This window comes from Pantoea endophytica (genome assembly GCF_002858935.1).
Lineage (GTDB): Bacteria > Pseudomonadota > Gammaproteobacteria > Enterobacterales > Enterobacteriaceae > Pantoea > Pantoea leporis.
On sequence record NZ_PJRT01000005.1, the window covers coordinates 46,583 to 70,446 of the forward strand.

The 23,864-nt window shown below is 49.6% G+C and carries 20 protein-coding genes and 1 pseudogene; 5 read left to right on the plus strand and 16 right to left on the minus strand.

Annotation, left to right across the window (positions count from 1 at the left end):
- Positions 1 to 161 precede the first annotated feature (161 nt).
- The 5 genes from PZBJ_RS02680 to PZBJ_RS02700 form a co-directional block, all read right to left on the minus strand.
- Positions 162 to 1,415, minus strand: a complete 1,254-nt coding sequence (locus tag PZBJ_RS02680; RefSeq protein WP_101761068.1) for a sensor domain-containing diguanylate cyclase — start codon at positions 1,413 to 1,415, stop codon at positions 162 to 164.
- Positions 1,416 to 1,892: 477 nt separating this feature from the next.
- Positions 1,893 to 3,053 (minus strand): IS30 family transposase, encoded by a 1,161-nt coding sequence (locus tag PZBJ_RS02685; protein WP_101761069.1) that lies wholly within the window; start codon positions 3,051 to 3,053, stop codon positions 1,893 to 1,895.
- 133 nt (positions 3,054 to 3,186) lie between these two features.
- Complete coding sequence (locus PZBJ_RS02690) at positions 3,187 to 3,570, minus strand: Rid family hydrolase (RefSeq protein WP_101761070.1); 384 nt, start codon at positions 3,568 to 3,570, stop codon at positions 3,187 to 3,189.
- Positions 3,571 to 3,932: 362 nt separating this feature from the next.
- Complete coding sequence (locus PZBJ_RS02695) at positions 3,933 to 5,390, minus strand: MFS transporter (protein ID WP_101761071.1); 1,458 nt, start codon at positions 5,388 to 5,390, stop codon at positions 3,933 to 3,935.
- A gap of 117 nt (positions 5,391 to 5,507) precedes the next feature.
- Positions 5,508 to 6,254 (minus strand): SDR family NAD(P)-dependent oxidoreductase, encoded by a 747-nt coding sequence (locus tag PZBJ_RS02700; protein ID WP_101761072.1) that lies wholly within the window; start codon positions 6,252 to 6,254, stop codon positions 5,508 to 5,510.
- 129 nt (positions 6,255 to 6,383) lie between these two features.
- On the opposite strand from PZBJ_RS02700, the gene PZBJ_RS02705 reads away from it, so the two are divergent.
- Complete coding sequence (locus PZBJ_RS02705) at positions 6,384 to 7,244, plus strand: LysR family transcriptional regulator (RefSeq protein ID WP_101761073.1); 861 nt, start codon at positions 6,384 to 6,386, stop codon at positions 7,242 to 7,244.
- A gap of 89 nt (positions 7,245 to 7,333) precedes the next feature.
- Here PZBJ_RS02705 and PZBJ_RS02710 read toward each other — a convergent pair whose 3' ends face one another.
- The 6 genes from PZBJ_RS02710 to PZBJ_RS02735 form a co-directional block, all read right to left on the minus strand.
- Complete coding sequence (locus tag PZBJ_RS02710; protein ID WP_101761761.1) at positions 7,334 to 7,900, minus strand: DUF308 domain-containing protein; 567 nt, start codon at positions 7,898 to 7,900, stop codon at positions 7,334 to 7,336.
- A 1,200-nt stretch (positions 7,901 to 9,100) separates the two neighbouring features.
- A complete protein-coding gene (locus PZBJ_RS02715; protein WP_101761074.1) occupies positions 9,101 to 9,691 on the minus strand; it encodes a TetR/AcrR family transcriptional regulator in 591 nt (196 codons plus the stop codon).
- Between the two features lie 54 nt (positions 9,692 to 9,745).
- On the minus strand, positions 9,746 to 10,327 hold the full coding sequence (locus PZBJ_RS02720) for a cytochrome b (protein ID WP_101761075.1): 582 nt from the start codon (positions 10,325 to 10,327) through the stop codon (positions 9,746 to 9,748).
- The gene (locus PZBJ_RS02725; protein ID WP_101761076.1) at positions 10,327 to 11,370 is read right to left on the minus strand and encodes a catalase family peroxidase; all 1,044 of its coding nucleotides are present in this window, start codon (positions 11,368 to 11,370) and stop codon (positions 10,327 to 10,329) included. Before PZBJ_RS02725 ends, PZBJ_RS02720 begins: the two co-directional genes overlap by 1 nt.
- A 312-nt stretch (positions 11,371 to 11,682) precedes the next feature.
- Positions 11,683 to 13,992, minus strand: coding sequence for an FdhF/YdeP family oxidoreductase (locus tag PZBJ_RS02730; RefSeq protein WP_101761077.1), 2,310 nt, complete (start codon positions 13,990 to 13,992; stop codon positions 11,683 to 11,685).
- A 643-nt stretch (positions 13,993 to 14,635) separates the two neighbouring features.
- Positions 14,636 to 14,842 (minus strand): DUF3606 domain-containing protein, encoded by a 207-nt coding sequence (locus PZBJ_RS02735; protein WP_101761078.1) that lies wholly within the window; start codon positions 14,840 to 14,842, stop codon positions 14,636 to 14,638.
- A 347-nt stretch (positions 14,843 to 15,189) separates the two neighbouring features.
- Between PZBJ_RS02735 and PZBJ_RS02740 the strand changes: the two genes are divergently transcribed.
- The gene (locus PZBJ_RS02740) at positions 15,190 to 15,429 is read left to right on the plus strand and encodes a transcriptional regulator (RefSeq protein ID WP_101761079.1); all 240 of its coding nucleotides are present in this window, start codon (positions 15,190 to 15,192) and stop codon (positions 15,427 to 15,429) included.
- A 126-nt stretch (positions 15,430 to 15,555) separates the two neighbouring features.
- Here PZBJ_RS02740 and PZBJ_RS02745 read toward each other — a convergent pair whose 3' ends face one another.
- Positions 15,556 to 16,434, minus strand: a complete 879-nt coding sequence (locus tag PZBJ_RS02745) for a LysR family transcriptional regulator (protein ID WP_101761080.1) — start codon at positions 16,432 to 16,434, stop codon at positions 15,556 to 15,558.
- 104 nt (positions 16,435 to 16,538) lie between these two features.
- On the opposite strand from PZBJ_RS02745, the gene budA reads away from it, so the two are divergent.
- From budA to PZBJ_RS02760, 3 genes are read left to right on the plus strand one after another with little or no spacing between them, the layout of a single operon-like run.
- Positions 16,539 to 17,321 (plus strand): acetolactate decarboxylase, encoded by a 783-nt coding sequence (gene budA / locus PZBJ_RS02750; RefSeq protein WP_101761081.1) that lies wholly within the window; start codon positions 16,539 to 16,541, stop codon positions 17,319 to 17,321.
- Between the two features lie 14 nt (positions 17,322 to 17,335).
- The gene (alsS, locus tag PZBJ_RS02755; RefSeq protein ID WP_101761082.1) at positions 17,336 to 19,015 is read left to right on the plus strand and encodes an acetolactate synthase AlsS; all 1,680 of its coding nucleotides are present in this window, start codon (positions 17,336 to 17,338) and stop codon (positions 19,013 to 19,015) included.
- Between the two features lie 16 nt (positions 19,016 to 19,031).
- Positions 19,032 to 19,805, plus strand: coding sequence for a (S)-acetoin forming diacetyl reductase (locus tag PZBJ_RS02760; protein ID WP_101761083.1), 774 nt, complete (start codon positions 19,032 to 19,034; stop codon positions 19,803 to 19,805).
- Between the two features lie 306 nt (positions 19,806 to 20,111).
- Here the strand turns inward: PZBJ_RS02760 and PZBJ_RS24290 are convergent.
- The 4 genes and pseudogenes from PZBJ_RS24290 to PZBJ_RS02785 form a co-directional block, all read right to left on the minus strand.
- Positions 20,112 to 20,303: pseudogene (locus tag PZBJ_RS24290) on the minus strand (barstar family protein); the annotation flags it as partial.
- A 299-nt stretch (positions 20,304 to 20,602) separates the two neighbouring features.
- Entirely contained in the window at positions 20,603 to 21,136 is a 534-nt protein-coding gene (locus tag PZBJ_RS02770) for a beta/alpha barrel domain-containing protein (protein ID WP_101761084.1), read from the minus strand.
- Between the two features lie 377 nt (positions 21,137 to 21,513).
- Complete coding sequence (locus PZBJ_RS02780; protein WP_101761086.1) at positions 21,514 to 22,857, minus strand: MFS transporter; 1,344 nt, start codon at positions 22,855 to 22,857, stop codon at positions 21,514 to 21,516.
- Positions 22,858 to 22,941: 84 nt separating this feature from the next.
- Positions 22,942 to 23,787, minus strand: a complete 846-nt coding sequence (locus tag PZBJ_RS02785) for a fumarylacetoacetate hydrolase family protein (RefSeq protein WP_101761087.1) — start codon at positions 23,785 to 23,787, stop codon at positions 22,942 to 22,944.
- Between the last annotated feature and the right edge of the window lie 77 nt (positions 23,788 to 23,864).

The window sequence follows — 23,864 nt, forward strand, 5'->3', positions numbered from 1 at the left end:
ACGCCATAATCATACTGAAAGTCTGGTCTATTTTGCCCTAACCGTGGTAACGGCGACCGGCATGCCCTCCTCTGGCCAACTTCATCACATACTTGAAGATCATGCTAAATGGAAAAGAAGTTGAGCGCCGAAGAGAGCATGTGAAACGGGCTGGCTTAATCTCACATTGGCAGCGTATCAGGTTGGAAAAATTGATATGACCCATCACGTCGTGCTTTAGCCTGATACATCGCTGTATCGGCATTTTCAAATAAGGTTTTTACCGTTTTTGTCCCAAATCGTGCCAGGCTGATGCCAATCGATGCGCCGATCTTTACTTCTACGCCATTGATAGCAAAAGGATCTTTCAGGCCGTCTATGAGGCGCAGTGCAATAGCGGCTGCAGCATCATGACTACTGCACGTTGCTGCCACGACAAACTCGTCTCCTCCCTGGCGTGCTAACGAGTCGCCCTGGCGCATGCAACTTTGTAGCCGTTCGCTTACCTGCTGCAGCAACATATCCCCTATTGCGTGCCCCATCGAATCGTTAACTGCTTTGAATCCATTCAGATCGATAAACAGGACAGTCGTATACGCAGGATCTTCTACGTGCGTAAGCATGGATTGCACTTTGTCGTTGATCCAGGCTCGGTTTGGCAGTCCGGTTAAGGTGTCGCGGGTCGCTAGCAGCTCAAGCATCAACATCTTTTCTTTATCCCGGGTGATGTCACGCGAAACCAGCACTGCTCCGATATTTTTACCTGTAGAGGGATCGCTTACGCCGCAGGCCTTAGTGCCAAGTGTAATGTAGTGACCGTTACGATGCCTTTTACGCACCTCGACGACGTCTGGTAACTCAGCACCGTTGAAGATATTTGCCAGAACTGCCGCAGCAGGCTTTTGATCGTCGATATGCAGGAAGTCCACCACCAGCTGGCCCACCATTTCATCGGCTGACCAGCCTATCATTTCGCTATACGAAGGAGAGATCGAAACGTACCGACCATCCGCATCACAGTGGGCGATCAGATCAGTGCTGTTTTCTATCAACAGACGATATTCTGTCGCCGTACGCAGCGCGTCCTGAAGGGCTTTGCGCTGTCCGGTAACATCTAAAACGAAGCCGCTAAACTGTGTATGAGAATCACTTGGTTGGCATGCCGGCAGACCTGAAACAATCACATGGCGCATCGTTCCATCCAGACACTTGATCGGCACCTCTATATTAAATGGCGTCTTAAGCTCTAATGCCGCTGTCAGCTGCATCGCAATTTTTGCATCTTCCTCTACCAGCGCAAGGCTAAGCCACTCACCAAGCGTTATGCCTTTAAGTAGTGGCAATAAGCCTTCAGGGCTTTCCTGGCTGGCAATGCAAATGCCCCGTGCATCCGTCGACCAAACGGCAGAAAGTGTGGGTTTGATCGCGATATTCATGCTGGTGATTCCGTTGTTTGCCGATGATGCTGAACACATTTATTTCTGCTGCTAAAACCCATCAGGTGCTAAAAAAGTGCCTGATAATGATAACGTCATGCTTTTCATCGCAGCACTGCCAGAGCCTGTTATCAGGCATCTTAGGGCCGCAAAAGCTGATCTCTATTTATCGGCTGATGAGTTCAGGATCTTTAGTGACCCGCATTAAACATCGCCGACCTCGACACGGCGTTTCGCTTCGTGCTTTTTATCGAGCAGGTATTATCCAGCGACATATGATGCTCATGCCATACGCGTGGGCGCGACTGAAAATGCATAGGCAATATTCAACGCTCCGTCTTCAGTCGGGCAAATATAGGTGAGTATTGAGTCATCATACTTTGCTTTCTTCTCATCGCTCTCCGAGCTGTTAACACGTGACCCGCTTCGCGGTTAAAGTGGATCGTGCAGTGTGCATGTCGGCTTTGTGCTGTGAGTTCAACTGATGGATGCAACACATTGGTTAAAACGCTCTGCGGGTGATTCATAGTCTAGCGTTTTTCTCGGTCTTTCGTTGAGCTGTCTGGCAACGCTGTTTAGTCTTTCTTGGCTGTGAACCGATAGGTCAGTTCCTTTTGGAAAATACTGCCTAAGCAATCTGTTTGTATTTTCATTGGAGCCGCGTTGCCAGGGGGATTGGGGATCGCAGAAGTAAACCTGGATATCTGTGGCTACAGTAAACCGGGTGTGGTTAGTCATTTCAGCACCCCGGTCCCATGTTAATGTTTTATAAAGCTCAGCAGGTAATTCCCGGGCTTGTTTGATGAGTGCAGATATAACCGTTATGGTCTTGTTGTCCCTGATCCTGGCCAGCATAACAAAACGGGAATGACGTTCTACGAGGGTGACGATATAGGAGTTTTTAGAGCCCTGGATCAGGTCACCTTCCCAGTGACCTGGTATGGCTCTGTCGGCGGCTTCAGGTGGCCTTTCGCTGATAGAGATCGTATTCGGGATTGACCCTAATCCTTTCCCTTTAAGCGATGATGTTCTGGATCTACGCACGACTCTTCCGCTTCTGAGGCATTGCTGCAGTTCTTTTTTTAATGCACCTCGGGTTTGTATAAAAAGCGTTTTATATATCGTTTCGTGTGACACATGCATTTCCTGATTATCCGGATAACAGCGTTTCAGCCAACCGGTGATTTGTTCCGGCGACCAGTCCTGATGCATCTTCTCTGCGATGATTTTACACAGTGTGGGTCTTTCAATTAGCTTGCAAGGTTTTGGTCTCAGAGCATTTTCCCACGCAGCAGTATCCGCTTTTGATGCACGGTATTGATTTGCACCACCGTGCCTCTTTATCTCCCGGCTAATCGTTGGGGGGGCTCTCGATAGTTTGTTTGCGATCGCCCTGATGCTGATTTTTGCTACCAGCGCTCTGGATATTTCCTCTCTTTCATCAAGTGAAAGCGCTAACGGATGCCGCTTTCGGACAGGGGGGCGGTATCCACCAGTCTGGTGGATAGTGGGCATAATAGAAGAATGATATCTGTCGAACATTCTGGCGATATCATGCAGGGAATCACCTTGCTTATATCTGTCCCAGATAATCGTCTTCTGCTCTGGCGTGTAGTTAATCCGAGTTCTTCGTTTCATGGCAACGCCCCCCCTTGATTAAGGATAGCGTTGCATCGACCCGTTGAACTCACAGCTCATAGCGGACCTGACATACCGGTCCGCTTAATGCCAGAAACCGACACAACTATTATTTTAGTGCCCACGCCTAAAACTATCTTTTGGCCACAATCCGCATTTCCACAAGGGCATTCTCAGGAATGAACTCTGACACGCCTATAGCTGACCAAGCTGGATATGGCGCCTTTACATACTCATCTTTTACTCTGGAAAAAACGTCGATATGTTTTTTGAGGTCAATGTGGAAAGTGGTCATCTCAAGTATGTGTTCATAGTTTAAACCAGCGGCATTTAAATAAACGCCAAGCTTATAAAAGGCATCATGAAATTGTTCTTCAGGATGCTTACTTATAGGTTTATCTCTTCGTGCTGCGGTAACACCGGAAAGATATACTGTGCCATCTGCTTCGATAACGGGGGAAAAGTGCCAATCATCGAAATAGTGTTGAAATTCTTCAGGGACGATAGATTTTTTCATAATTTCATCACCAGTTGATGAGTTAATAAATGTCAGCATTTACAACATTAAATGCTCTCAGCGCTCAGGATGTTCAACCTATCCACCCATTGCTCATTGAGCATAGAAGATATTGCCATGCGCGCATATCCTTATTGTGCCAGTAGCGGACGACTCTTATGTCACGATTCATTCATGAATACCGAATGAATCCCTGATACGATAAAATAAATAATCTGCCTGAAGTACGTGCAAAACGAAGAATTATCGTTGTGCATATTAACTGCAGAAACTGAACAGCCTGTCAGGAAACTAAAAATAAAAAAAGTTCTCAGCTTGCTGCCTAATTATATGGCGCTTACCGTCAGCTGAGAACTGTCGCGTTACCTTTGAGATAAGCCATCCGGAGTCATGGAGCGATCAAAGGAGCGCCGAATTAGCCTGATACTTAACCCTGCCCCTACAGCCAGGCAGATAGCCATCGTCAGAAGCGCGACGATAAAAGCATGGGTAATTATTGCGACGCTGTTACCGTTCCCCAGCATGCTGTAAAAAATGCCGCCGATAACCGCGACACTTAACGCAGTGCTAATTTGTAATGTCGAGCTGGTTACGCCAGCAATCATACCTGAAAACTGTGGCGCGACCCGGCCTGTCACCATCCGCACCAGAGTTGGCATCGCCAGCCCCTGCCCCAGCCCAGTCAGGAAAAGCAGCATGGCGAGCGGCAGCATCGCGGGAGAGTGACCGGGCATCGTCGTAGCGATCAATCCTGCCATACCTGCCAAACCTGCGGTTTCACATCCCATTCCGATGGCGCTAAGGTAATTTCCGGCATACTGCCTCAGATACGGTGTCAGTAACGGACCAATGAGAAATCCGACACCAAAGGGTAGAAAAAGCGTGCCTGCAACCAAGGCATTTAAATGTAAGGCACTCTGCAGATAGACAGAAAACAGAAGAAAGAACGCGCCGATTGAATAAAACAATAAAACAATCATAAGTCCCTGGCCCAGCCCTGGCGCACGTAACACCTTCGGGTTGAGCAGTGGCGATCCCCCTTTGCGACTGAGGTGGTGCTCATATCGCCATAACAGTGAGGCCAGCAGCGGGAAAGCAGAAAATAACAGCCACGTCCACCAAGGCCACCCCGCCTCACGCCCTTCTATTAGCGGCACAATCAGTGTACTCAGCGTTAATGTGGCCAGCAGTGTGCCAACGGGGTCAAGTCGCTGAGCAGCTCGCGGCCGTTTTTCTTGCAGCAGTGGCAGGCCAAAGAGAATCACCAGCAGCGTCACAGGCAGATTAACAAGAAAAATCGTCCGCCATCCAAGGTGGAAGAGATCGGCTGATATCAGAATGCCGCCCAGAACCTGTCCAATAACGGAGGCCAGACCAAACACGGCTCCATATATGCTGAGCGCTAAGGGTCGCTCCGCTTCGGGGAAAATGACCTGCACGGCGGCGAGCGCCTGAGGAGCCATAATGGCGGCCGTGGCGCCCTGTAATATGCGTCCAGCAATCAGTATCCATGATGACCAGGCAAATCCACACAGCAATGATGCCGCGGTAAAACCGATCAACCCAAGAAAGAACATTTTTCCCCGACCATAAATATCGCCCAGACGACCTCCGGTGATTAATGTCACGGCATACACAGCGGCGTACGATGAAATGACCAGCTGTTCTGCTGAGGAAGATGTGCTCAATTCATTATGAATAGCAGGCAGTGCCACATTAACGATAAAAAAATCGAGCGGTGGCAAAAATGCACCTACCAATAAAATGACAAACATAGCCCAACGGCGTGGCTCGGCTTGCAGGATGCTATGTGCCGACATAGATCACTCCTTATGGAACGGTACGGTCCCTGTTAGGGATGTGTGGTCATCGCAGAATGCGCAGTTGACCAATCAGTGCAGGTGACGCCGCCTCGGGGAAGCGCAACACCGATCCGATCAGCGCATGCCGCCGGAAGCCAGAATAATCTCCCCAGTAATCCACCTGGCCTCATCGGAGGCGAGAAATGAGACGATTGGGGCGACGTCCTCCACCTGACCTATACGGCCAAGCGGCGTTTGCTCTTCATTCCAGGTTTGGAAGTCCGAGCCTATTGCGCCTGCGCTATGGCTTCCTTCCGTTTCGATCAGGCCCGGGTTGACCGCATTCACGCGAATTCCCCTGGGACCGAGCTCAAGTGAAAGCACACCGGTAATGGCATCAATCGCCCCCTTAGCACCGCTGTAGATGGCACTTTCAGCAATAAAGACTCGGGTGACGAATGAACTGATATTGATGATGCTGCTGCCGTGACCCAGGTGCGGTGCGGCCGCGGCGCTTACTAACAAGGGTCCAAGCACATTGATATCAAATTGCCTGCGGTACAGCGCTTCAGTGCTCTCTTCAATTTTGGCGAACTGGTAAACACCGGCGTTGTTCACCACGATGTCGAGCCGCCCGAAAAGAGCAATGCTGGTATTAATTAGTGCCTCGACCTCAGTCTGACTGGTGACATCCGCTGCGACTGCCACAGCCTCACCCTTGGTGGCTTTAATATCGACAACAACCTTTTCAGCAGCGTCTCTATCTGAGACGTAATTGACGATAACCCTGGCGCCATCAGCTGCCAGCTGACGGGCTATACCTGCTCCGATACCTTTTGAACCTCCGGTAACCAGAGCAACTTTGTCTTTTAATTTATGCATAATCTCAGCTTCCTGTTCGTGTCGCCTGAGGCGACGAATTTAAAGAAGCCATGGTGATGCCTGCAAAGTTGTTTGAGAACTGACACTTTTGTATATTGGATGTTCATTTTTGAACGGTGGGATCGAAGCATGGATTGGGGGGATGTTCAGGTATTGCTTGCGGTCATGCGTAACGGCTCTTTCGGGAAAGCAGCCCTGAGTCTGGGCGTAAGTCATCCTACAGTAGGACGCCGTATCAAGGCGCTTGAGGATGAAGCGCAGCAGGCGCTGTTTCGCCGGACAACGGAGGGATTGGTGCTGACAGATGCCGGAGACGGGATCATGAAGCTAGCAGAAGCGATGGAAAATTCCGCGCTTGCCATGGAACGTCGTCTGGCAGGCAATCACGATCGCCTTGAAGGAATACTGAGAATATCATCAGCAGAATGGTTCACTAACTATGTGCTGGCCCCCGTGCTGAGTGAATTGACACGTCGTCATCCGGCGATTGTGCCGGAAATTATTGCAGGTTACCGCCTGCTCGATCTGTCGCGCCGTGATGCCGACATCGCGTTTCGCATCGTACCCTTTACCGATCCGAATATTGTTCAGCGCCGTTTGATGCGTGTGCCCTACGCACTTTATGGCACGCCACAGAATGCACAGGCACTGCTCACAGCCCCCTCTTCGGTGGGGCTGATCCTGATGAATACTGGGCAGTCACATTTTCCTGACGTCTCATGGCTTCTTGATCATTTCCCGCAGTCAAAACCTGCCTTTAAAAGCACAAGCCGTGCGGTTCAGGCGCAGATGTGTCTGCGGGGGATTGGCGTAGCCGTGCTGCCACGGCCTTTGGGTGATGCCACCACCGGGCTGCAGCGTATTGAAATGCCTGACATTCCCCCTTCAAGAGACATCTGGGTCGGCTACCATCAGGATCTTCGTCATATGGATCGCCTGCGCGCATTGCTGGATATCGCAGATATTATGTTAGCTTCAGAACAGGAATAGCCTGATGTGCCGGGTTATCAAGTTCGCCCTAAGCCGCCCATTAAATACTAATAGTCACACCATTTTTCCTGAACGCTCAGCAGGCAGCTTTATTTTTTACGCCCATTCTTTATGGTCAGTGTGATGGCTGAAATCAGGAAATAGAGAACACCAAAAGCGGCGTAAGGTGCAACCGTGGTGACATCCAGAGCAGCATTACTACTCGCCTGTTTAAACATAAACACACCCGCCAATGCAGATTGTGCTCCACTCAAGACCATAGCCCATTGTCCATTTGAATTTTTCCAGCGACGGATGGAAGCAGAAAGCTGCAATACACCAGAAAAAATCGCCCATATTCCAAAGACTTTAATGGTTGTATTCATGCTGATAGAAAGAGCCCAGATAATAGCCGCTGCGACCACCAGGCTAACGATAAAGTTAAATTTTTGGGGTGGGTTTAGTGCTAAGCCCCCTGACTGTCTTGCATCAAGATAATTGGCGAATGCGTCCCATGTAGGATACAAAACAAGCAGAATGGCACCAACTATGGGATTGTGTTTGCCAATGAATAGCGCAAGTGCAATCCAGACAATTGAACCTGCAGCACGGATATAATAATAAGCTTGAAGCCATTGATTTTGAATGTAGGTAGATGTAGCGAAATTGGATTTCATTATGATTCTCCGAAATAGGTTGGACTTCACAGAATATTCCAGACGATTGATGGCCGAATTAGAGTCGGCAATTAATCAGTCGTAGGATTAACAAAATGTGTAAAGCTTATAAAAACACGCTTTTTAAGGAAAAACAGAGCGTATAAAAATGTTGCTCGATAAAAAAACGACACTGTGTCAAAAAATTAATCTTAATTTTTTATACAGTCTTGGATTAACGATATAGGTTTAGGTCGCAAGCATTCTGGCGGTAACCTGTTCTGTCTAACCTACGTAGTCTGCGTAAACGCAAGGGCTGCCTTATGTAACCTGACACAGAGCTCCGGACTAAGTCAGGAAAAATCCCGATAAAAAAGTAGGTTAAAGGCGCCATCACAGCAACCGGAATCGTTTGCTGACATTCATATTTGAAATCGGTATTAAGTGAATAACTGCAGGGATCTCTGCGTACTTCAGGATGTTTTTTGTTCATTATCACACACGAATCAGAAAAGGATTCAGGAACATATTCCGCCTTACTGACGTCAGCTATCTCCCTGCAAAAACCGCCAGTTACGCTACGTTGTCTAAGGTGTTCACAATACTGTTTTCCTGAAAAAGAAACTGACCTGAATGGCTGTAATAACATCTTCCTGCTAGCGAGTAGTTGAGCAACCAGCGAGTCGATGTCTGCCAGGTGAGGTGGCATACTGATCGATTGCTTTAATACTGCTGACTCATTCAATCCAGAATTTCCGGAGAGTTTGAGCTGAGTCTGTAAAAAGGGCTGAAAACCTGACGCAGTGGTAACAGAAGATCGGGAATTCATTCTTTCTATGTTTAATGCTGCCAGGTCCGGCATTGAATGCAAAGCGCGGATAGTGTTCATTAATAATTTCTCCATCAAAGTAAAGTCACATTGAAATAGCCTCAATCAAAGTCTTCGCTGGCTATATCACTTCCTCCAAATCATGCTTACATTAGTACGGACAAACACTGCATTACATACCTACTAGAAGATAGGCTGAGTTACTACAATGCCACTTGCAGTTATTCTTTGTATGATCCGGATATTTCATTCAACATCACGAAATCCAGTCAACTAAATCGCTCTAATGTTTAAATATCTAACCGGTACAAAGACTGCCCATCAACTATTTCAGCCCGAGTAGCCGAACACTTGAAGAGTTCGGCTAGTAACGTTTTATTGTCTGAGTTACTTCAGCTGGTTTTCGTTAATCTTTTAATCACTGGCTCGACAATTTGCTGAAATACATCAGCGTTATTAAAGGCACGCGAAGATATAATTGCACCATGCACCGTAGCCATTAGCGATTTGGCCTCTGTAGCTGCACTTTCCCGTAGAATAAAAACGCCATTTTTTTCACCTCTGCTCAGTACATCAGTGAGCCAGTTAGTGAGATCGTTGAAATGCCCACTGACTTCCTTAGCCACTTCTTTAGGTAAAATCGTTAATTCAACAGCCAGCATCACGCAAATGCAGAAAGGAGAATTGTTCTCACGTATGCAGGTCGCCCAGAAATTCACGTAGCTGTTAATTTCACCTAATGCATCACCAGAGAAATGCTGGCTGGTTGCCGCCATTCCTGCTTGTGCCTGCTGTCGATAATCACTCACGACTGCCTGAACCAGATCCGCTTTGCCAGGGAAATGGTGGTGAATACTCGACTTACGAATCTGCACCCGCTCGGCTAAATCAGCATAACTGAAGCTGTTATAACCGCCTGCTGTCAGCAGAATTCTGGTGTGGTGCATAATCTCTTCGGCTTTCTGTGAACGTTCTGTACTCATGCTTGCTCCAGCAGCAACGGTAAAATAACTGCAAATCGATAAACGGCCACGAACCTACTCAGCGTCAGCCGGATTGTCAAGCGCACCGCGCGTCAAGCGTTTGCGTTTATATGCACCCGCCATACTGCTAAATACGCCGTCGCGCAGAATCAAAGCGTGGTACAGAGCTGCGGCAAGATGCAACATAACAGTGATGAAAAGCGCCATTGCTACCAGGCTGTGAAGCGGACGTAAAATGGCATAAGCGTTGTTGCTGATCGGAACAATGGGCGGCAGCACAACATGACCCAGTGTGACGGGATACCCCGCCGCTGACAGCATCGCCCAACCGATCAGGGGCTGAGACAGCATCATGGCATACAGTGCCCAATGAGACAGATGCGCTAAGAATTTCTGCCAGGCAGACAGCGTGGCTGGAAGTGCTGGCTTAGCAGTGCTGAATCGCAGCCAAAGCCGCACAATGACCAGCATTAAAATCATCAAACCCAGCGGCTTATGAATCGCAACCAGCAGGCCGTGCAATGATGAAACCGTGGATACCATTGCGACACCAATAAATAACATGGCCATAATAGCCGCAGCCATCACCCAGTGAAGTACGCGCAGTGCCGGGTGAAAAGTGTTGTTATGTTTCATCAGTGGGCTCCGGCCTGTTCATGAGTGCGTGCATTATAGGATTTAGCGTAAGCGGATGAGCGGGCATTAAGAAGCGGGTCATCCGAAGCCGTAATACCATCAGGTAAAATCAGCGGGTCATAGTTAATGTCGTTACAAACGCCCTGCTGTTGTGCCGTTGTCTTATTAATTGTCAGCGTTCCGGCATTAATCACCTGACGATCGGCAGGCCAGCCAATCGATGCGTCATTGCCTTTATCACCAGAGCCCGCCACTGTAACCATCAGATCCCATTTCTGCGGCCCGTTCGCTAGCCGCTGCTGTAAATCACGCTGCAAGAAATTGGCGTCGTTTTTCTCATTTTCATCCATCGCCTGATAGTCAGCGTGCGGCACCATACTCCAGCGCACCAGGTGGGAATGGCCCTCTTTATCAATGAAATTAAAGGCGTTCAAACTGTTAAATTGATCGCGGACCCAGCTGGAAGAGGGAACATATTGCTTTGCCCAGGCAAAGAAAGGTTTGATCTCTGGATGCTGACGTACAAAAGCCTGCATTCTGGCCGGATCAGGTTTACCGGTTTTTGCATCCGGCAGCGTGGCGGTCTGCAGGTCATAGAAGCCCTGCACGCTTTGTACCGGAAAAAAAGGCATTGCATTCATGCCTGTGCGCCACTGTTCACCATTTTTCTGATAGAAAGCCAGCGCCATACTGCGTATCGGTACTGCATAATCAGGCGCATTGGGATTTCCGCCTGCGATAGCTAAACGGCCCACCACAGGCGTAACGCCTGAGGCAAACAGTGCAGCTCGTGACAGGGCGCTGGCGTTACCGTTGGCAGAAAAATCCCCCAGAATACAAACGCCCTTTGCATGATTACGGCGATAACCCGGGTGATTGCCATTAGATTTTTCTAAGGCAGTAATCAGCTTATCCGATGTCAGCCTGCCAGTATTCAGCCACCCGCCCGCCCACACGAACAAGGCGATCAGCAGTAATGGGATCACAATTATTATCGCCAAGCGCACTATTTTATGACCGACAGAAAGAAAAGGTTTATTCATGAAAACACTCAACATTGCAGAATTTAGTTCACTGTTCATCCGGGCGTAATCATTAAGATTTTGCTTTTAATAACTGGATGACATTCAGAAGTCATGTAAGACGCTCGATAAATCTACTAGTAGGTAGGCTGCGCTGTCAAATAATTATTCCTCCTTTTATAAGTTGCTGTCCCCTCCATGTCATACCGGCTTGTTCACATTCTGGAGTGGCCCCGTTCCCGCAAACAATTGCTGTCCTTACGATGAGGGCTCTGCTCCTCGCTCATAGCAGACCTCAAGACATTGCAAACTGGCGCCTGCCTTATTTTCACTTTAATGGGATTCAACAGCCTGCGGAGTGACAACGTCGCGTGACCGCAGTGTGATACGTACCGGCGCAGATTTATACGATGGCGTACCGCTCTCCTTGTCGATGTAGTCCAGTGGAATCAGAACGTTAGCCTCCGGATAATAGGCTCCAATCGATCCCTGTGAGATGGCATAGCGAATTACCGTCATGGATTCCAGACGCATACGGTAGCCCGGCACTGCTGACTCCAGATCCACAACATCCCCGTGCTCAAGCCCCAGACGTTCCAGATCAAAGTCACACATAAACAGGACATCACGGCGACCAAATACTCCGCGGTAGCGATCATCCATGGCGTAAATCGTCGTGTTGTATTGATCGTGACTGCGAAGCGTAATCAGACGTAGCACGTCGTCGCCCGGCACCGTCAGGTCCTCATGCGTGCCCTGATAAAGCGAAAACATCGCTTTACCGCTCGGGGTCGGCCAGATGCGATCCCGCGGCGGCAGTGGCATCTGAAAACCACCGGGTTGGCGAATGCGGGCATTGTAATCATCGAATCCGGGTATGGTTTTTTCGATCAGGTCGCGGATGAGATCGTAATCGGCTATCAACTCATTCCAGTTAACCCGCGTTCTCGGCAGAGCCGCGATGGCCATCCCGGCAACAATGGCCGGTTCAGAACGCAGCAGCGGCGACGCTGGCTTCAACTTTCCGGAAGAGGCGTGCACCATCGACATGGAATCTTCAACAGTGACCGACTGGCGATTGCCAGACTGCTCATCCAGTTCGGTACGGCCAAGGCACGGCAGCAGTAGTGTCTCTTTCCCGGTCAGAAGATGAGTACGGTTCAACTTGGTCGCGATGTGAACACTGAGTTCAAGTTCACGCATCGCCGGAAAGGTCACGTCTGAATCGGGCAGCGCCACGGCAAAATTTCCTCCGAGGCAAATGAGCGCCTTCGACTGCTTATCGACTATCGCTTTCATCGCCTGCACCGCATCATGACCATGATGCGACGGTGGTGTAAATCCAAACACGTTTTCCAGCTTATTGAGAAAATCGGACGACGGTTTCTCAGTTATCCCCACGGTACGGTTACCCTGCACGTTGGAGTGGCCTCGTAACGGACAAACGCCTGCGCCGGGTTTACCTATATTGCCTCGCATTAGCAGCAGATTGACCAACAGGCGCACATTATCCGTACCGCGGTTGTGCTGTGTAATGCCCATACCATACGTCAGGATAGTGGCATTCGATTTGACGTAAGCTTCAGCGACGCGCCTGAGATCTGCCTGCTTCAGGCCAGAGTCTTGCTCGATTAATGCCCAGGATGTGGCTTCGATGTCCGCCGCGAAGCGCTCAAACCCTTCTGTGTGCTCGCGGATAAAGTCATGATCCAGTGCCGTACCGGTTTCAGCCTCAATCGCCAGCACCGCTTTGGCGATACCTTTAAGCGCAGCCGAATCGCCACCGGCACGGACCAAATAATACGTTGACGCGATATCGGTTGAGCTGTTGGTTGCCATCTCCATGACATTCTGCGGGTCGGCAAAACGCTCAAGCGCGCGTTCGCGCAGCGGATTAAACACGATAATCGGTACGTTACGGCGCGCCAGCTCGTGCAGCGTTCCCATCATGCGCGGATGATTGGTTCCTGGATTATGACCCATTGAGAGAATAAGCTCTGCGCTATCGAAATCGTCCAGTGATACGGTGCCCTTACCGATCCCAATCGACTGAGGCAAACCTACGCTGGTTGCCTCGTGGCACATATTTGAACAATCAGGAAAATTGTTAGTACCATACTCCCGGGCAAAAAGCTGGAACAAATAGGCCGCCTCGTTTGATGCGCGACCGGAGGTATAGAACTCAACCTCATCTGGCGGCAGTGCAGCTAACTTATTGGCAATACGCGTAAAAGCCTCTTCCCAGCTCACTTCGATGAAGGTGTCGCTTGCTGCATCATAGCGCAGCGGCGTGGTTAACCTGCCGTATCCCTCCAGCTCATAATCGGAACGCTGTAGCAGCGACGTAATAGTGTTTTCGGCAAGAAATGCCGGCGTAACGCGCTTGGTGGTCGCTTCCCATGTGACCGCCTTAGCGCCATTTTCACAGAACTGGAAGGTTGAGCCATGATCCTTATCCGGCCAGGCACATCCGGGGCAATCAAACCCATCGGGCTGATTAGTGCGCATCAGCGTAGGCGGCGCTTTTAAGGTATCCATTTGGTTTTTAACGGCTATTGCGGTTGCCTTAAGTGCTCCCCAACCGCCCGCCGGGCCATCATAGGGGTGTACGCCTGGTACTGTGCGATGATTTTTTTTGCTCATACAAATTCGGCTCACGTGAATGTAATTTATGATGCTGCAGCCCCTGTGGAGGTTGCTTAACGTAACAGCGATATGTGCAGGTGTTACCTGAGCCTGAATATCCCTTCATCCACTGATGTTATGGATAGTTTCAAGGTAGCAAAAAAAACAGATCTCCCACGCTGGTTATCAATTGGTTACTTTTTTAATTCATTCCTCTGACTGGCTAGCCAAGAGCAACGACCGGAATTTCAATTTATCTACTCAGTGGAAGTGTATTGCCGCTTAGGGAAGGCGTGCCTGAATGATTATTCTGGAACGTAAAGAGTGTCCCGTCGGGAAAGCCGTCATTTGTACTTTCTTTAACGAAATAATTATCTAATGACGATACATTTATTTCATCGTGCAAACGTTTTACTTTTTCCAGCTAACTGTCACAATAAAAAAGCTACATAAATAGCGCGCTATTATAAAGCACGCGACATATATAAATGATAAAAATTCTTATTTATAGTGACAACACCGGGGAAAACCTTATGCACACACGCTTTTGTTGGGCAGGTTTACGACGCACCGCAGGTTATCGCGGGCGTTTATAAGCAGCACTTCGCTACCACAAGGTCCGTTCGCCACCCTCACGGGGGTGGTTAACGGTTGACCGGCACTAACGTTTTGGGCGAGAAGTGGGGGTTGTCTCAAGCCACGCGCGCACGTTCTCCAGGTCCGGCCCGACTTCGCGCAGGGCCTGACTCAGTCGGTCTTGTGTGGTGCTTAACTTCAGAGTCCAGAACGTGATTTGCCACTGCTCGCGTATCTCTACCTGACTGAGGTCTGCGGGAATACGCCGCTGAATGTATTGACGGTTTTTCATTATTTTTATCCTTTTCTGTTTTATGTAGGAACGCCCGGCATGAGGCTTGCCAGCGCAATAAATTCCCTATATTGAACAATCACCCTGGATAAAATAGAGGAATATTCCTGCTGTTGAGGTGGGGATAAAAAAGGAGAGTAATCCTGGCGAGGCCAGCGATTTATTCTGACATGTGTTAACAATATCTATTTCATTAAACTAAAAAATAATTATTTTCATTTCTTCTTAATAAGCCTCTGATAAATGAGAAAATTAAAACACTGCATCCAGGTCAAGTTAACGTGATGTTTAGAGGCGGGTGAGCGATACACCCAAATTCACTCCATCCCGTATTTAAGGAGTTTTCTTTGAGAAATCAACTTTTAGAGCGGCCCGTGGCCATACAGCATAATATCCGTGATCTCAGGCTTGCCGCTGGCCTTTCACAACAGAGTGCCGCTGAGCGTTTCGATCTTAGCCTGCGTGTTTGGCAGTCGAAAGAGTCTGCGAAGAATCCAGGGCAGCTCAGCCAGGGCGAATATGAATTGTTATTGTTGCTGGCTGGGCAACATCCATATTTTGCACTGGTGTCGCAACAAAAAAAGTAAGCTGCCTTGTCCGTATCATTCGATAAAGATCAAGCACTGCGATGGCCTCACGCGTTTTGCACAAAAGAGACTGAGCATTTCAATTCAATGGTCAGGCACTGCATCAATGTCACAGAGTTAGCCGTATCACTGGCTAATCAAACTGAGTAGATGCATCACCGTCCTGGAGGGATTGTTGCGCCGCCAGGCAAAGGCGATATCGGTAAACAGGGTGTTATTCTCTATTTCGCAAAACGTAACGTGCGGGTTGCTCACACAGCACATGGACTCTGGTACCAACGCGATGCCGCAACCTGCTCCGACCATGCCGAGAGACGAGGTGATTTGGGGAGCCTGAATAAATCGTGTTGTGGTGAACCCCGCGCGCAGACAGGTGCTGACGATGAGCTCATACAGGCTGGGTGCGACTTCACGCGGAAACATAATCAATGTTTCGTCCACCAACTGCGCTAATGCAATGGTGCCAGAGGAGCTACATGCATGGCCCGCAGGTAACGCAATCATCATTCTTTCGGTAGCGATGACTTTCAAATTGAACGCTTTGCTGCTTTCACACGGCAAACGAATAAACGCCGCATCAAGCAACCCATCCCGCAGATCCTGCATCAGCAAAGCCATATTCTCCTCCCTGGCAATGAGTTCCATTGCCGGATAACGCGTTCTAAAACGCTGAAGAAGGTCAAACACGGGTGCCCCGAAAGCGACAGAACTGGCAAACCCGAGCGACATCTGTCCGCTTATGCCCCGCGCCATACCACGGGCTTTCTCAAGCGCATGGTCGGCCAGCTGCACAATCTCATTGGCGTCATTTAGGAATGCCCTTCCCGCATCGGTGAGTTCAACGCCGCGCGTCAGGCGTTTCAGTAATGGTGTCCCAATCTCATGTTCCAGCCGCTGTATTTGCTGGCTCAGCGGTGGCTGAGAAATGCCAAGCATTTCTGCAGCACGAGTGAAATGTAGCGTCTCGGCGACAGCAACAAAATAACGCAGATGGCGAAGTTCCATATCAAAAACGTCTCAAAGTTAACAGGTTTCGCTATTGGATTCGGTAAGCCAAAAAGCCCACCATGATATTAACACGGCTTAACTATTGGTTTGCGAGGTGGCAAATGTGTAATTTTGTATCTGCCTGTTCATGCGAGGAACAGCTGAAAGAAACCGTCTTTAAACTCCATGATGATTCACCAGAAAAGGTTATCTATCAGACTTCACTGATGAGCGCGCTGCTGAGCGGTGTTTATGAAGGATCCACCACGGTGTCCGAGCTGTTAAAGAAAGGCGATTTTGGCCTGGGTACGTTCAACCAGCTGGATGGAGAACTCATTGCCTTCGACAGCAAGGTCTATCAGTTACGCTCCGATGGCAGCGCCAATCCTGCCCAGCCCGAGCAACAAACGCCGTTTGCTGTGATGACTTTTTTCAAACCTGAACATCGCCACCGCTTTACCGAAACCGCCACGCGAGAAGAGGTTCATCAGGTTATCGACAGCAAAATCACTTCAGATAACCAATTCTGTGCCATGCGTATCAGTGGTCGCTTTCATGCCGTACGGACTCGAACCGTTCCCTGCCAATGTCGCCCTTATCGCTCGATGCCGGAAGTGCTGGGCGATCAGCCAACCTTCGCATTTAAAGAGACGCAGGGTGAACTGATTGGCTTCCGTACGCCGCAGTACATGCAGGGAATCAACGTGGCGGGTTATCACGAGCACTTTATTACGGATGACCGGCAAGGCGGTGGGCACATCCTCGATTATGTGCTGAAGGAGGGAATGCTGACCTTTGGCTCCATTAACAAGCTTGTCATTGATCTTCCCCGGGATACCGAATTTCTTCAGGCAGAGCTCACGCCGCACAATCTTGATGAAGCCATTCGCGCCGTCGAAAGCTAACAATAGGGGGCAATATGAAAACGTTAAAAACCCACACCCACTGGAACAGCGGCGCCGATCTCGTGGTCGCGCAGCTTGAAGCACAAGGCGTAAACCACGTGTTTGGCATCCCCGGAGCCAAAATCGACAAAGTGTTTGATTCATTATTGGATTCTCCCATTCAGCTCATTCCTGTCAGGCATGAGGCAAATGCTGCCTTTATGGCCGCAGCGGTAGGCCGACTTACGGGACATGCCGGTGTTGCACTTGTGACCTCCGGACCAGGCTGCTCGAATCTGGTTACCGGCATGGCAACCGCCACCAGCGAAGGCGATCCGGTGGTGGCCATTGGCGGAGCGGTAAAACGATCGGATAGCGCCAAACAGGTTCACCAGAGCCTGGATACCGTGTCGATGTTTCGTCCGGTAACGAAATATGCTGTTGAGGTCACCGCCCCCTCCGCGCTGACCGAATGTGTCTCTAACGCATTTCGTTATGCAGAAAACGGACGCGGTGGAGGTGCCTTTATCAGCCTGCCGCAGGATATTGTTGATCAGCCGGTTTCCGGCAGCCCTTTGCAAAATAGTGGACACGTTAAGTTGGGCGCGGCCCCCGATGCCCTAATTGAGGCTGTCAGCCAGGAAATTAGCCGGGCGAAAAATCCGGTCATCCTGCTGGGCCTGATGGCCAGCCAACCAGAAAATAGCGCCGCAATCCATGAACTGCTGTCAAAAAGCCAGATCCCCGTGACCAGTACTTACCAGGCTGCAGGCGCAGTCAGACAGGAGCACTTCTCAAGGTTTGCCGGACGGGTTGGATTATTTAACAACCAGGCTGGAGACCGGCTATTACAGCAGGCGGACCTGATCATCACTATCGGTTATAGCCCGGTTGAGTATGAGCCGGCAATGTGGAACAGCGGCAAAGCCATCCTGGTACATATTGATGTGCTACCGGCTGATACGGATAACCGCTACCAGCCCGACGCAGAACTGGTAGGCGACATTGCGCAGACCGTATGCAAGATTGCCGCCCGTATCCTCTCACCATTAACGCTAAGTCACGCTGCGGCCACAGTACTGGAAGACCGCCAGCAGCAACGGCGATTACTGGCGATGCAAGGTGCCAGCTTAAATCAATTTGCGCTGCATCCCCTGCGCATCGTGCATGCGATGCAAGACATCATTAACTCTGACATCAGCCTTACCGTTGATATGGGAAGCTTTCATATCTGGATAGCGCGCTATCTGTATAGCTTCCGTGCGCGCCAAATCATGATCTCTAATGGTCAACAGACCATGGGTGTCGCCCTACCCTGGGCTATTGGTGCCTGGCTGGTTGATCCTTCACGCAAGGTGGTATCGGTGTCCGGGGACGGCGGATTTTTGCAATCAAGCATGGAACTGGAAACTGCCGTCAGGCTGAAGGCCAATATCCTGCACATCATATGGGTTGATAACGCCTACAACATGGTCGCCATGCAGGAAGAGAAAAAGTATCAGCGCATTTCAGGCGTCAGTTTCGGTCCGGTGGATTTTAAAGCCTATGCCGAAGCCTTTGGCGCAGCCGGCTTCTCCGTTAACAGTGCGGCAGAACTTGAGCCAACATTGCGCAAAGCAATGGATGTCAGCGGCCCCGCTGTGGTCGCAATTCCGGTCGACTACAGCGATAACCCGCTACTGATGAGTCAGTTACACCTGAGTCAAATTCTCTAATTGAAAGGATATGATTATGAAAAACAGAGTTGCGTTTGTAACCGGCGCCGGACAGGGCATTGGCGCAGCCATTGCCTTACGCCTGGCAAAAGACGGCTTTTCCGTAGCCATCGCGGACTTCAATCTTGAAACGGCGCAGCATGTCGCTGATGAGATTGTCACATCAGGAGGAAAGGCCATCGCGCTGCAGGTTGATGTCACCCAACGCGATAACGTTTTTCACGCCGTTGAAGAAGCGCGCCATGCGCTGGGTGATTTCAACGTCATCGTGAACAACGCCGGTATTGCGCCATCAACACCGATTACCGATATCACCGAGGAGATCGTTGATAAGGTTTATAACGTCAACGTTAAGGGTGTGATTTGGGGGATGCAGGCGGCGATCAGCGCTTTTTCCGCGGAGAAGCACGGTGGCAAAATCATTAATGCCTGCTCTCAGGCAGGACATGTTGGCAATCCGGAGCTGGCAGTTTATAGCTCCAGCAAATTTGCCGTTCGCGGGCTGACGCAGACAGCGGCTAAAGATCTTGCGTCGAAAGGCATTACGGTCAATGCCTACTGTCCGGGTATTGTCAAAACCCCCATGTGGGAATCGATAGACAGGCAAATTTCACAAGCGGCAGGTAAACCGGCTGGCTTTGGGACGCAGGAATTTGCAAAACGTATTACTTTGGGCCGGCTATCTGAACCGGAAGATGTAGCCGCATGCGTCGCATTTCTGGCGGGACCGGATTCCGACTACATGACCGGCCAATCACTACTGATCGACGGCGGAATGGTATTCAACTGATTCGCGGATCGTGCTTACCCATACTGCCGTGTGGGTAAGCTATTAATCATGCACTTTTGCCCGCCTGTCTCCGCCCAGCGCCTACCTTCCTGGGATTTTTCAGGACTGATGCAGCCGGATACCGTGATTGGTGCAGTCCGAAAGTAGCCACCTAAACAAGGTTGGTCAAATAGCAACCCACATATATCGGGTTTCGCCCATAGTGGACATGCATTCTCCAAAGGCAGCTTTGTGCCAGAAGCGGACATTGTGAAGCCCGTATTGCATTGGCTAATGCGGAGCAGACCAAAGCCCTGCTAGCACGGGCTATTTCAATTCATAATCGAATTTTTCTTCCCAATTGAAATTCAGATCTTGCAGTTTTACCCTTTCAAAAACCTCGATTATTTTGTCGAAATAATTGCCAAGCCCCCCTCTGGATAGATCAGAATTCAGCCATATTATTTTTACTGGCCTTTCAATATCAGTGCTAAGGCGGTCCCACAATGCATCAAGATTTTTGCCATAGTAGGGTCAAAAGTTTAAAGATAAAGAAATAATAGAATGAAATTCTTTTTCATATAGGACGCATGCTCCATCCAAATAAAATTCATTAACTCTCATTTTCTGTTCACTCACTTTAACTTTCTACCTGCAAATCAACTCACGAAAATACAAAAGATGTCAACCTTGACCGTTTTTACAATTGTCAACTTCCGCAATTCGCTCTAAGCGGACCTTGTCTAAGACGGTCTTCTGCTTTGTGCCAAAAGCGGACATATTTTTTTATAAACCTAAACGGGCTCTGATGAAACTCATTAGATATTTACTGATCCAAATTGCATAATCTGGCTAAGATTCTCAGCACTAATTCCGGTGTTGAAACCATAGCTTTCAACTTCAGCTTTGTACCGTAAAGATGTACCGATGTGCAGGTCCATATTCATATTTCCGGGCAAAGCCAGTTCCCTTCCGGTGAGGCCAAAACGCACTATTCCCTCATCAGCAGCAGCACGCCTGATCTGCGCGGCAAGGCCAGTCGCATCATTAAGATGAAGTGTGACCGTCAAATGGGGATAAAGTTGAACAATGCGGCGGCAGAGCGCAGCCGTCTCAGCGGGAGAGGCTGCCCCCGAAGAATCCCGAAGTGTTACGCCTTCAATTCCCAGCAGACAAAAATAATCAACAAGCTGAAGAACCATGGCGTCGTTTGCTCTTCCCTCAAATGGACTGCCGAATACTGCAGACAGCTGCAAATCCGATACCACCCCACCACTTTTAAGTACGCCAATGGCCGGAATAAGCTGACGGAAGGTCTCTATGCGGCTTAGACCAAAAAGGTGAGCATTCATAGTTCACTGACCGATATGACCAGAGAGGCGCTGTTCAGACCATTTATAACCGCAAATTGAGCCCCTTCCTCATCATTTATGGTAATGCCGTGTTCAGTCAGGAGGTCTCTCCGGGTTCCATGAACGGCTAACGTAGTCGCACATTTACTGTCGTTACCGTCTCCGTGGAGATAGGGTCCCAGATGGAGCATTGAATATCCGCAGGAATTTATGACCTGATTGATTTTGAGCCGGTTTTGCTGGCTAAGTGTGCGCCCTGTCCCTGAATAACATGCTAGAGATTCCCTGAAATAAAGCCTCATTCCCTTCTCATGTCGCAAAAATCAAATCCAGAAAATGCCAGCCTGTTTACCGCAGAGGTCACAGGCTGGCATGCGTTAATCTCCGGCGGGAAGGTGCCGGCGTGACGAAACCCGGAACGCCTGTCTGATATTCCAGACGCTCTCTGTGTTCCCTACGGCCAGAGCAAACAGTATTCCGCCCACAATGGAGAAAAGTCCCAGCACACTCCATGCCAGCGTCATATCCGTTCCGCCACCCAGATGTTTGAGGTACCCGGCGACAAGTGGCCCGCCAAACTGTCCGATGAAGTTACTGCAAGCGCCAACAAAAGCCACTGCGGGTACCGCTTTACGGGTGGGCAGAATTTCCGTGAGCCGCACATAAACCAGCGGAACAAGCATCTTCATCGTCAGGCCGACGAACATAAACAGGGCAATCTGCACCCAGTAATAAGAGAGAGGGACAAACGCCGCAGCCGACAGCGCAATACCACACAAAACTGTTGGGATCGCTGCGTGCAGACGTCGTTCCTGGTTGTATTTATCGGAGCGTCGGGTGATGTACCAGATGCCGACCATAGTCATCAGGAACGGCAAGCCGCTAATCAGTCCGACCATAAATTCACTGAGCGTGCCGTAACCTTTAAGCGCCGTCGGCAGCCACAACGTGAAGCCGTAAGCCAGCATGCTATGCAGTGAGTAACCAATAAGCATCAGCCAGAGCGCGGGTATCTTCAGAATGGTCCACCACGGGTCTGATTTCTCTTTCACATAGTTTGACTGTTCGGCAGCCAGGTCTTTCTGGATGTGGTCACGGTCACCTGCGCTGAGCCAGCTTGCAGCCTGAATGCTTTTGGGAACCAGATAAAACCAGATGATGCAAAATAGCCACGCCGGCGCGCCCTCAATGACCATCATCAAACGCCAGTCATGATGTGCCAGAATCCAGCCGGAAATCGGACCTGCCAGAAACGCGCCGGCGCCCAGGCTCAGGTTCCAGATACCAAAAGCCCGTCCTCGCTCCGGTTTCATAAACCATTGCGCTAAAAACATCGCCGTGGCGGCCTGAATGGGACCTTCGGCCAGCCCCAGGAAGAAACGGATAGCAACCAGCTCGCTGAAGTTCCGCGTCAGACCGGTCAGCATGGCGCAGGCACCAAACAGAAACAGGCTGATGCCAATGATCCTTCGCGAACCAAAGCGGAGCGCCAGCCATCCCGCGGTAAACTGCGTAGCCACATAGCCCCATGCAAATGCGCCGCCAAGCCAGCCAGCTTCAACCGGACTGAGCCCCATTTCAGCCGTGATGTGCGGCAGCGCCATACCGATATTGACCCGGTCAAAGAATGATATGGTGTACATAATAAAGACGGCGGGTAATATTATCGTCCAGCGTTTTCTGCCGATAATGGTATTACCGCGGAGAGCATTGTCACTCATGATAACTTCCTCATTTGGTACTTATGTAGGGGGAGGAAATGCTGATTTCAGCTCCTTTTAAATATCAGCCAGTTCAGATTTTTATTATTTTGATGGTGAGACGACATAGTTAGTAAGTCGCCCGATAGATTCTATTTCGACCTCAATGACATCACCGTCATTAAGAAAAAGCGGTGGATTACGCGAGCGCCCCACGCCGCCTGGCGATCCCGTAAGAATGACATCCCCAGGAGAAAGTTGAGTAAATGTGCTCATATAGCTGATAATTTTATTTATCTTATGAACCATATTCGCGGTGCTGTCCTGCTGGACAATTTCGCCATTCAGCCAGGTTTTAAGCAGGAGATTTTGCGGATCAGTAACATCATCACTGGTCACCAGCCACGGACCGAAGCCACCCGTCTTGCTCCAGTTTTTACCGGCGGTGAACCAGGTATGTTGCCAGTCGCGTACAGAACCGTCCATGTAGCAGGAGTAGCCGGCAATATAGTCCGCCGCTTCTGCTTCAGAGATATTAAGACCGGACTTCCCGATGATAATGACAAGCTCACCCTCGTAATCTAGTTGATCGCTCTGGGCTGGCTTAACGATTTCTCCGAGGTGGGCGGTCTGAGAATCTGAAAAACGAATGAATATTGTCGGTGCATCAGTAGTAATGCTGAATTCCGTTCGCTTATCCTGATAGTTCATCCCCACACACAGTATTTTCCCCGGATTTTCAATCACCGGTAAAAAAGTAATCTCAGACAACTGATAATCAACGTCTGCATTGATATAGTTATCGGCAGTGGCTACTCCTTTCTCCCGGATAAAGCTTTTCAGGTCAGGAGTGTCTATATCGGTCCGGCTTCTTAAATCTATAATCCCTTCAAACTTCAGGATGCCGTAACTTCTATATCCATCAGGCGTCAGGTAATTTAAAAGTTTCATAGGAAGTTTCCGCGGTGCCTCCGGTTCTGCACCGGGAGGCACAATAAGTGATTAAGGAAATCGATATACCCGGCTGA

Excerpts from the sequence above, each read along its gene's own strand:
- PZBJ_RS02720 (WP_101761075.1), bottom strand. The coding sequence starts at position 10,327 with ATGAAACATAACAACACTTTTCACCCGGCACTGCGCGTACTTCACTGG.
- budA (WP_101761081.1), top strand. The coding sequence starts at position 16,539 with ATGTGTAATTTTGTATCTGCCTGTTCATGCGAGGAACAGCTGAAAGAA.
- PZBJ_RS02770 (WP_101761084.1), bottom strand. The coding sequence starts at position 21,136 with ATGAATGCTCACCTTTTTGGTCTAAGCCGCATAGAGACCTTCCGTCAG.
- PZBJ_RS02730 (WP_101761077.1), bottom strand. The coding sequence starts at position 13,992 with ATGAGCAAAAAAAATCATCGCACAGTACCAGGCGTACACCCCTATGAT.
- PZBJ_RS02680 (WP_101761068.1), bottom strand. The coding sequence starts at position 1,415 with ATGAATATCGCGATCAAACCCACACTTTCTGCCGTTTGGTCGACGGAT.
- PZBJ_RS02710 (WP_101761761.1), bottom strand. The coding sequence starts at position 7,900 with ATGAAATCCAATTTCGCTACATCTACCTACATTCAAAATCAATGGCTT.
- PZBJ_RS02705 (WP_101761073.1), top strand. The coding sequence starts at position 6,384 with ATGGATTGGGGGGATGTTCAGGTATTGCTTGCGGTCATGCGTAACGGC.
- PZBJ_RS02780 (WP_101761086.1), bottom strand. The coding sequence starts at position 22,857 with ATGAGTGACAATGCTCTCCGCGGTAATACCATTATCGGCAGAAAACGC.
- PZBJ_RS02725 (WP_101761076.1), bottom strand. The coding sequence starts at position 11,370 with ATGAATAAACCTTTTCTTTCTGTCGGTCATAAAATAGTGCGCTTGGCG.
- PZBJ_RS02685 (WP_101761069.1), bottom strand. The coding sequence starts at position 3,053 with ATGAAACGAAGAACTCGGATTAACTACACGCCAGAGCAGAAGACGATT.
- alsS (WP_101761082.1), top strand. The coding sequence starts at position 17,336 with ATGAAAACGTTAAAAACCCACACCCACTGGAACAGCGGCGCCGATCTC.
- PZBJ_RS02715 (WP_101761074.1), bottom strand. The coding sequence starts at position 9,691 with ATGAGTACAGAACGTTCACAGAAAGCCGAAGAGATTATGCACCACACC.
- PZBJ_RS02785 (WP_101761087.1), bottom strand. The coding sequence starts at position 23,787 with ATGAAACTTTTAAATTACCTGACGCCTGATGGATATAGAAGTTACGGC.
- PZBJ_RS02690 (WP_101761070.1), bottom strand. The coding sequence starts at position 3,570 with ATGAAAAAATCTATCGTCCCTGAAGAATTTCAACACTATTTCGATGAT.
- PZBJ_RS02760 (WP_101761083.1), top strand. The coding sequence starts at position 19,032 with ATGAAAAACAGAGTTGCGTTTGTAACCGGCGCCGGACAGGGCATTGGC.
- PZBJ_RS02700 (WP_101761072.1), bottom strand. The coding sequence starts at position 6,254 with ATGCATAAATTAAAAGACAAAGTTGCTCTGGTTACCGGAGGTTCAAAA.
- PZBJ_RS02745 (WP_101761080.1), bottom strand. The coding sequence starts at position 16,434 with ATGGAACTTCGCCATCTGCGTTATTTTGTTGCTGTCGCCGAGACGCTA.
- PZBJ_RS02695 (WP_101761071.1), bottom strand. The coding sequence starts at position 5,390 with ATGTCGGCACATAGCATCCTGCAAGCCGAGCCACGCCGTTGGGCTATG.
- PZBJ_RS02735 (WP_101761078.1), bottom strand. The coding sequence starts at position 14,842 with ATGAAAAACCGTCAATACATTCAGCGGCGTATTCCCGCAGACCTCAGT.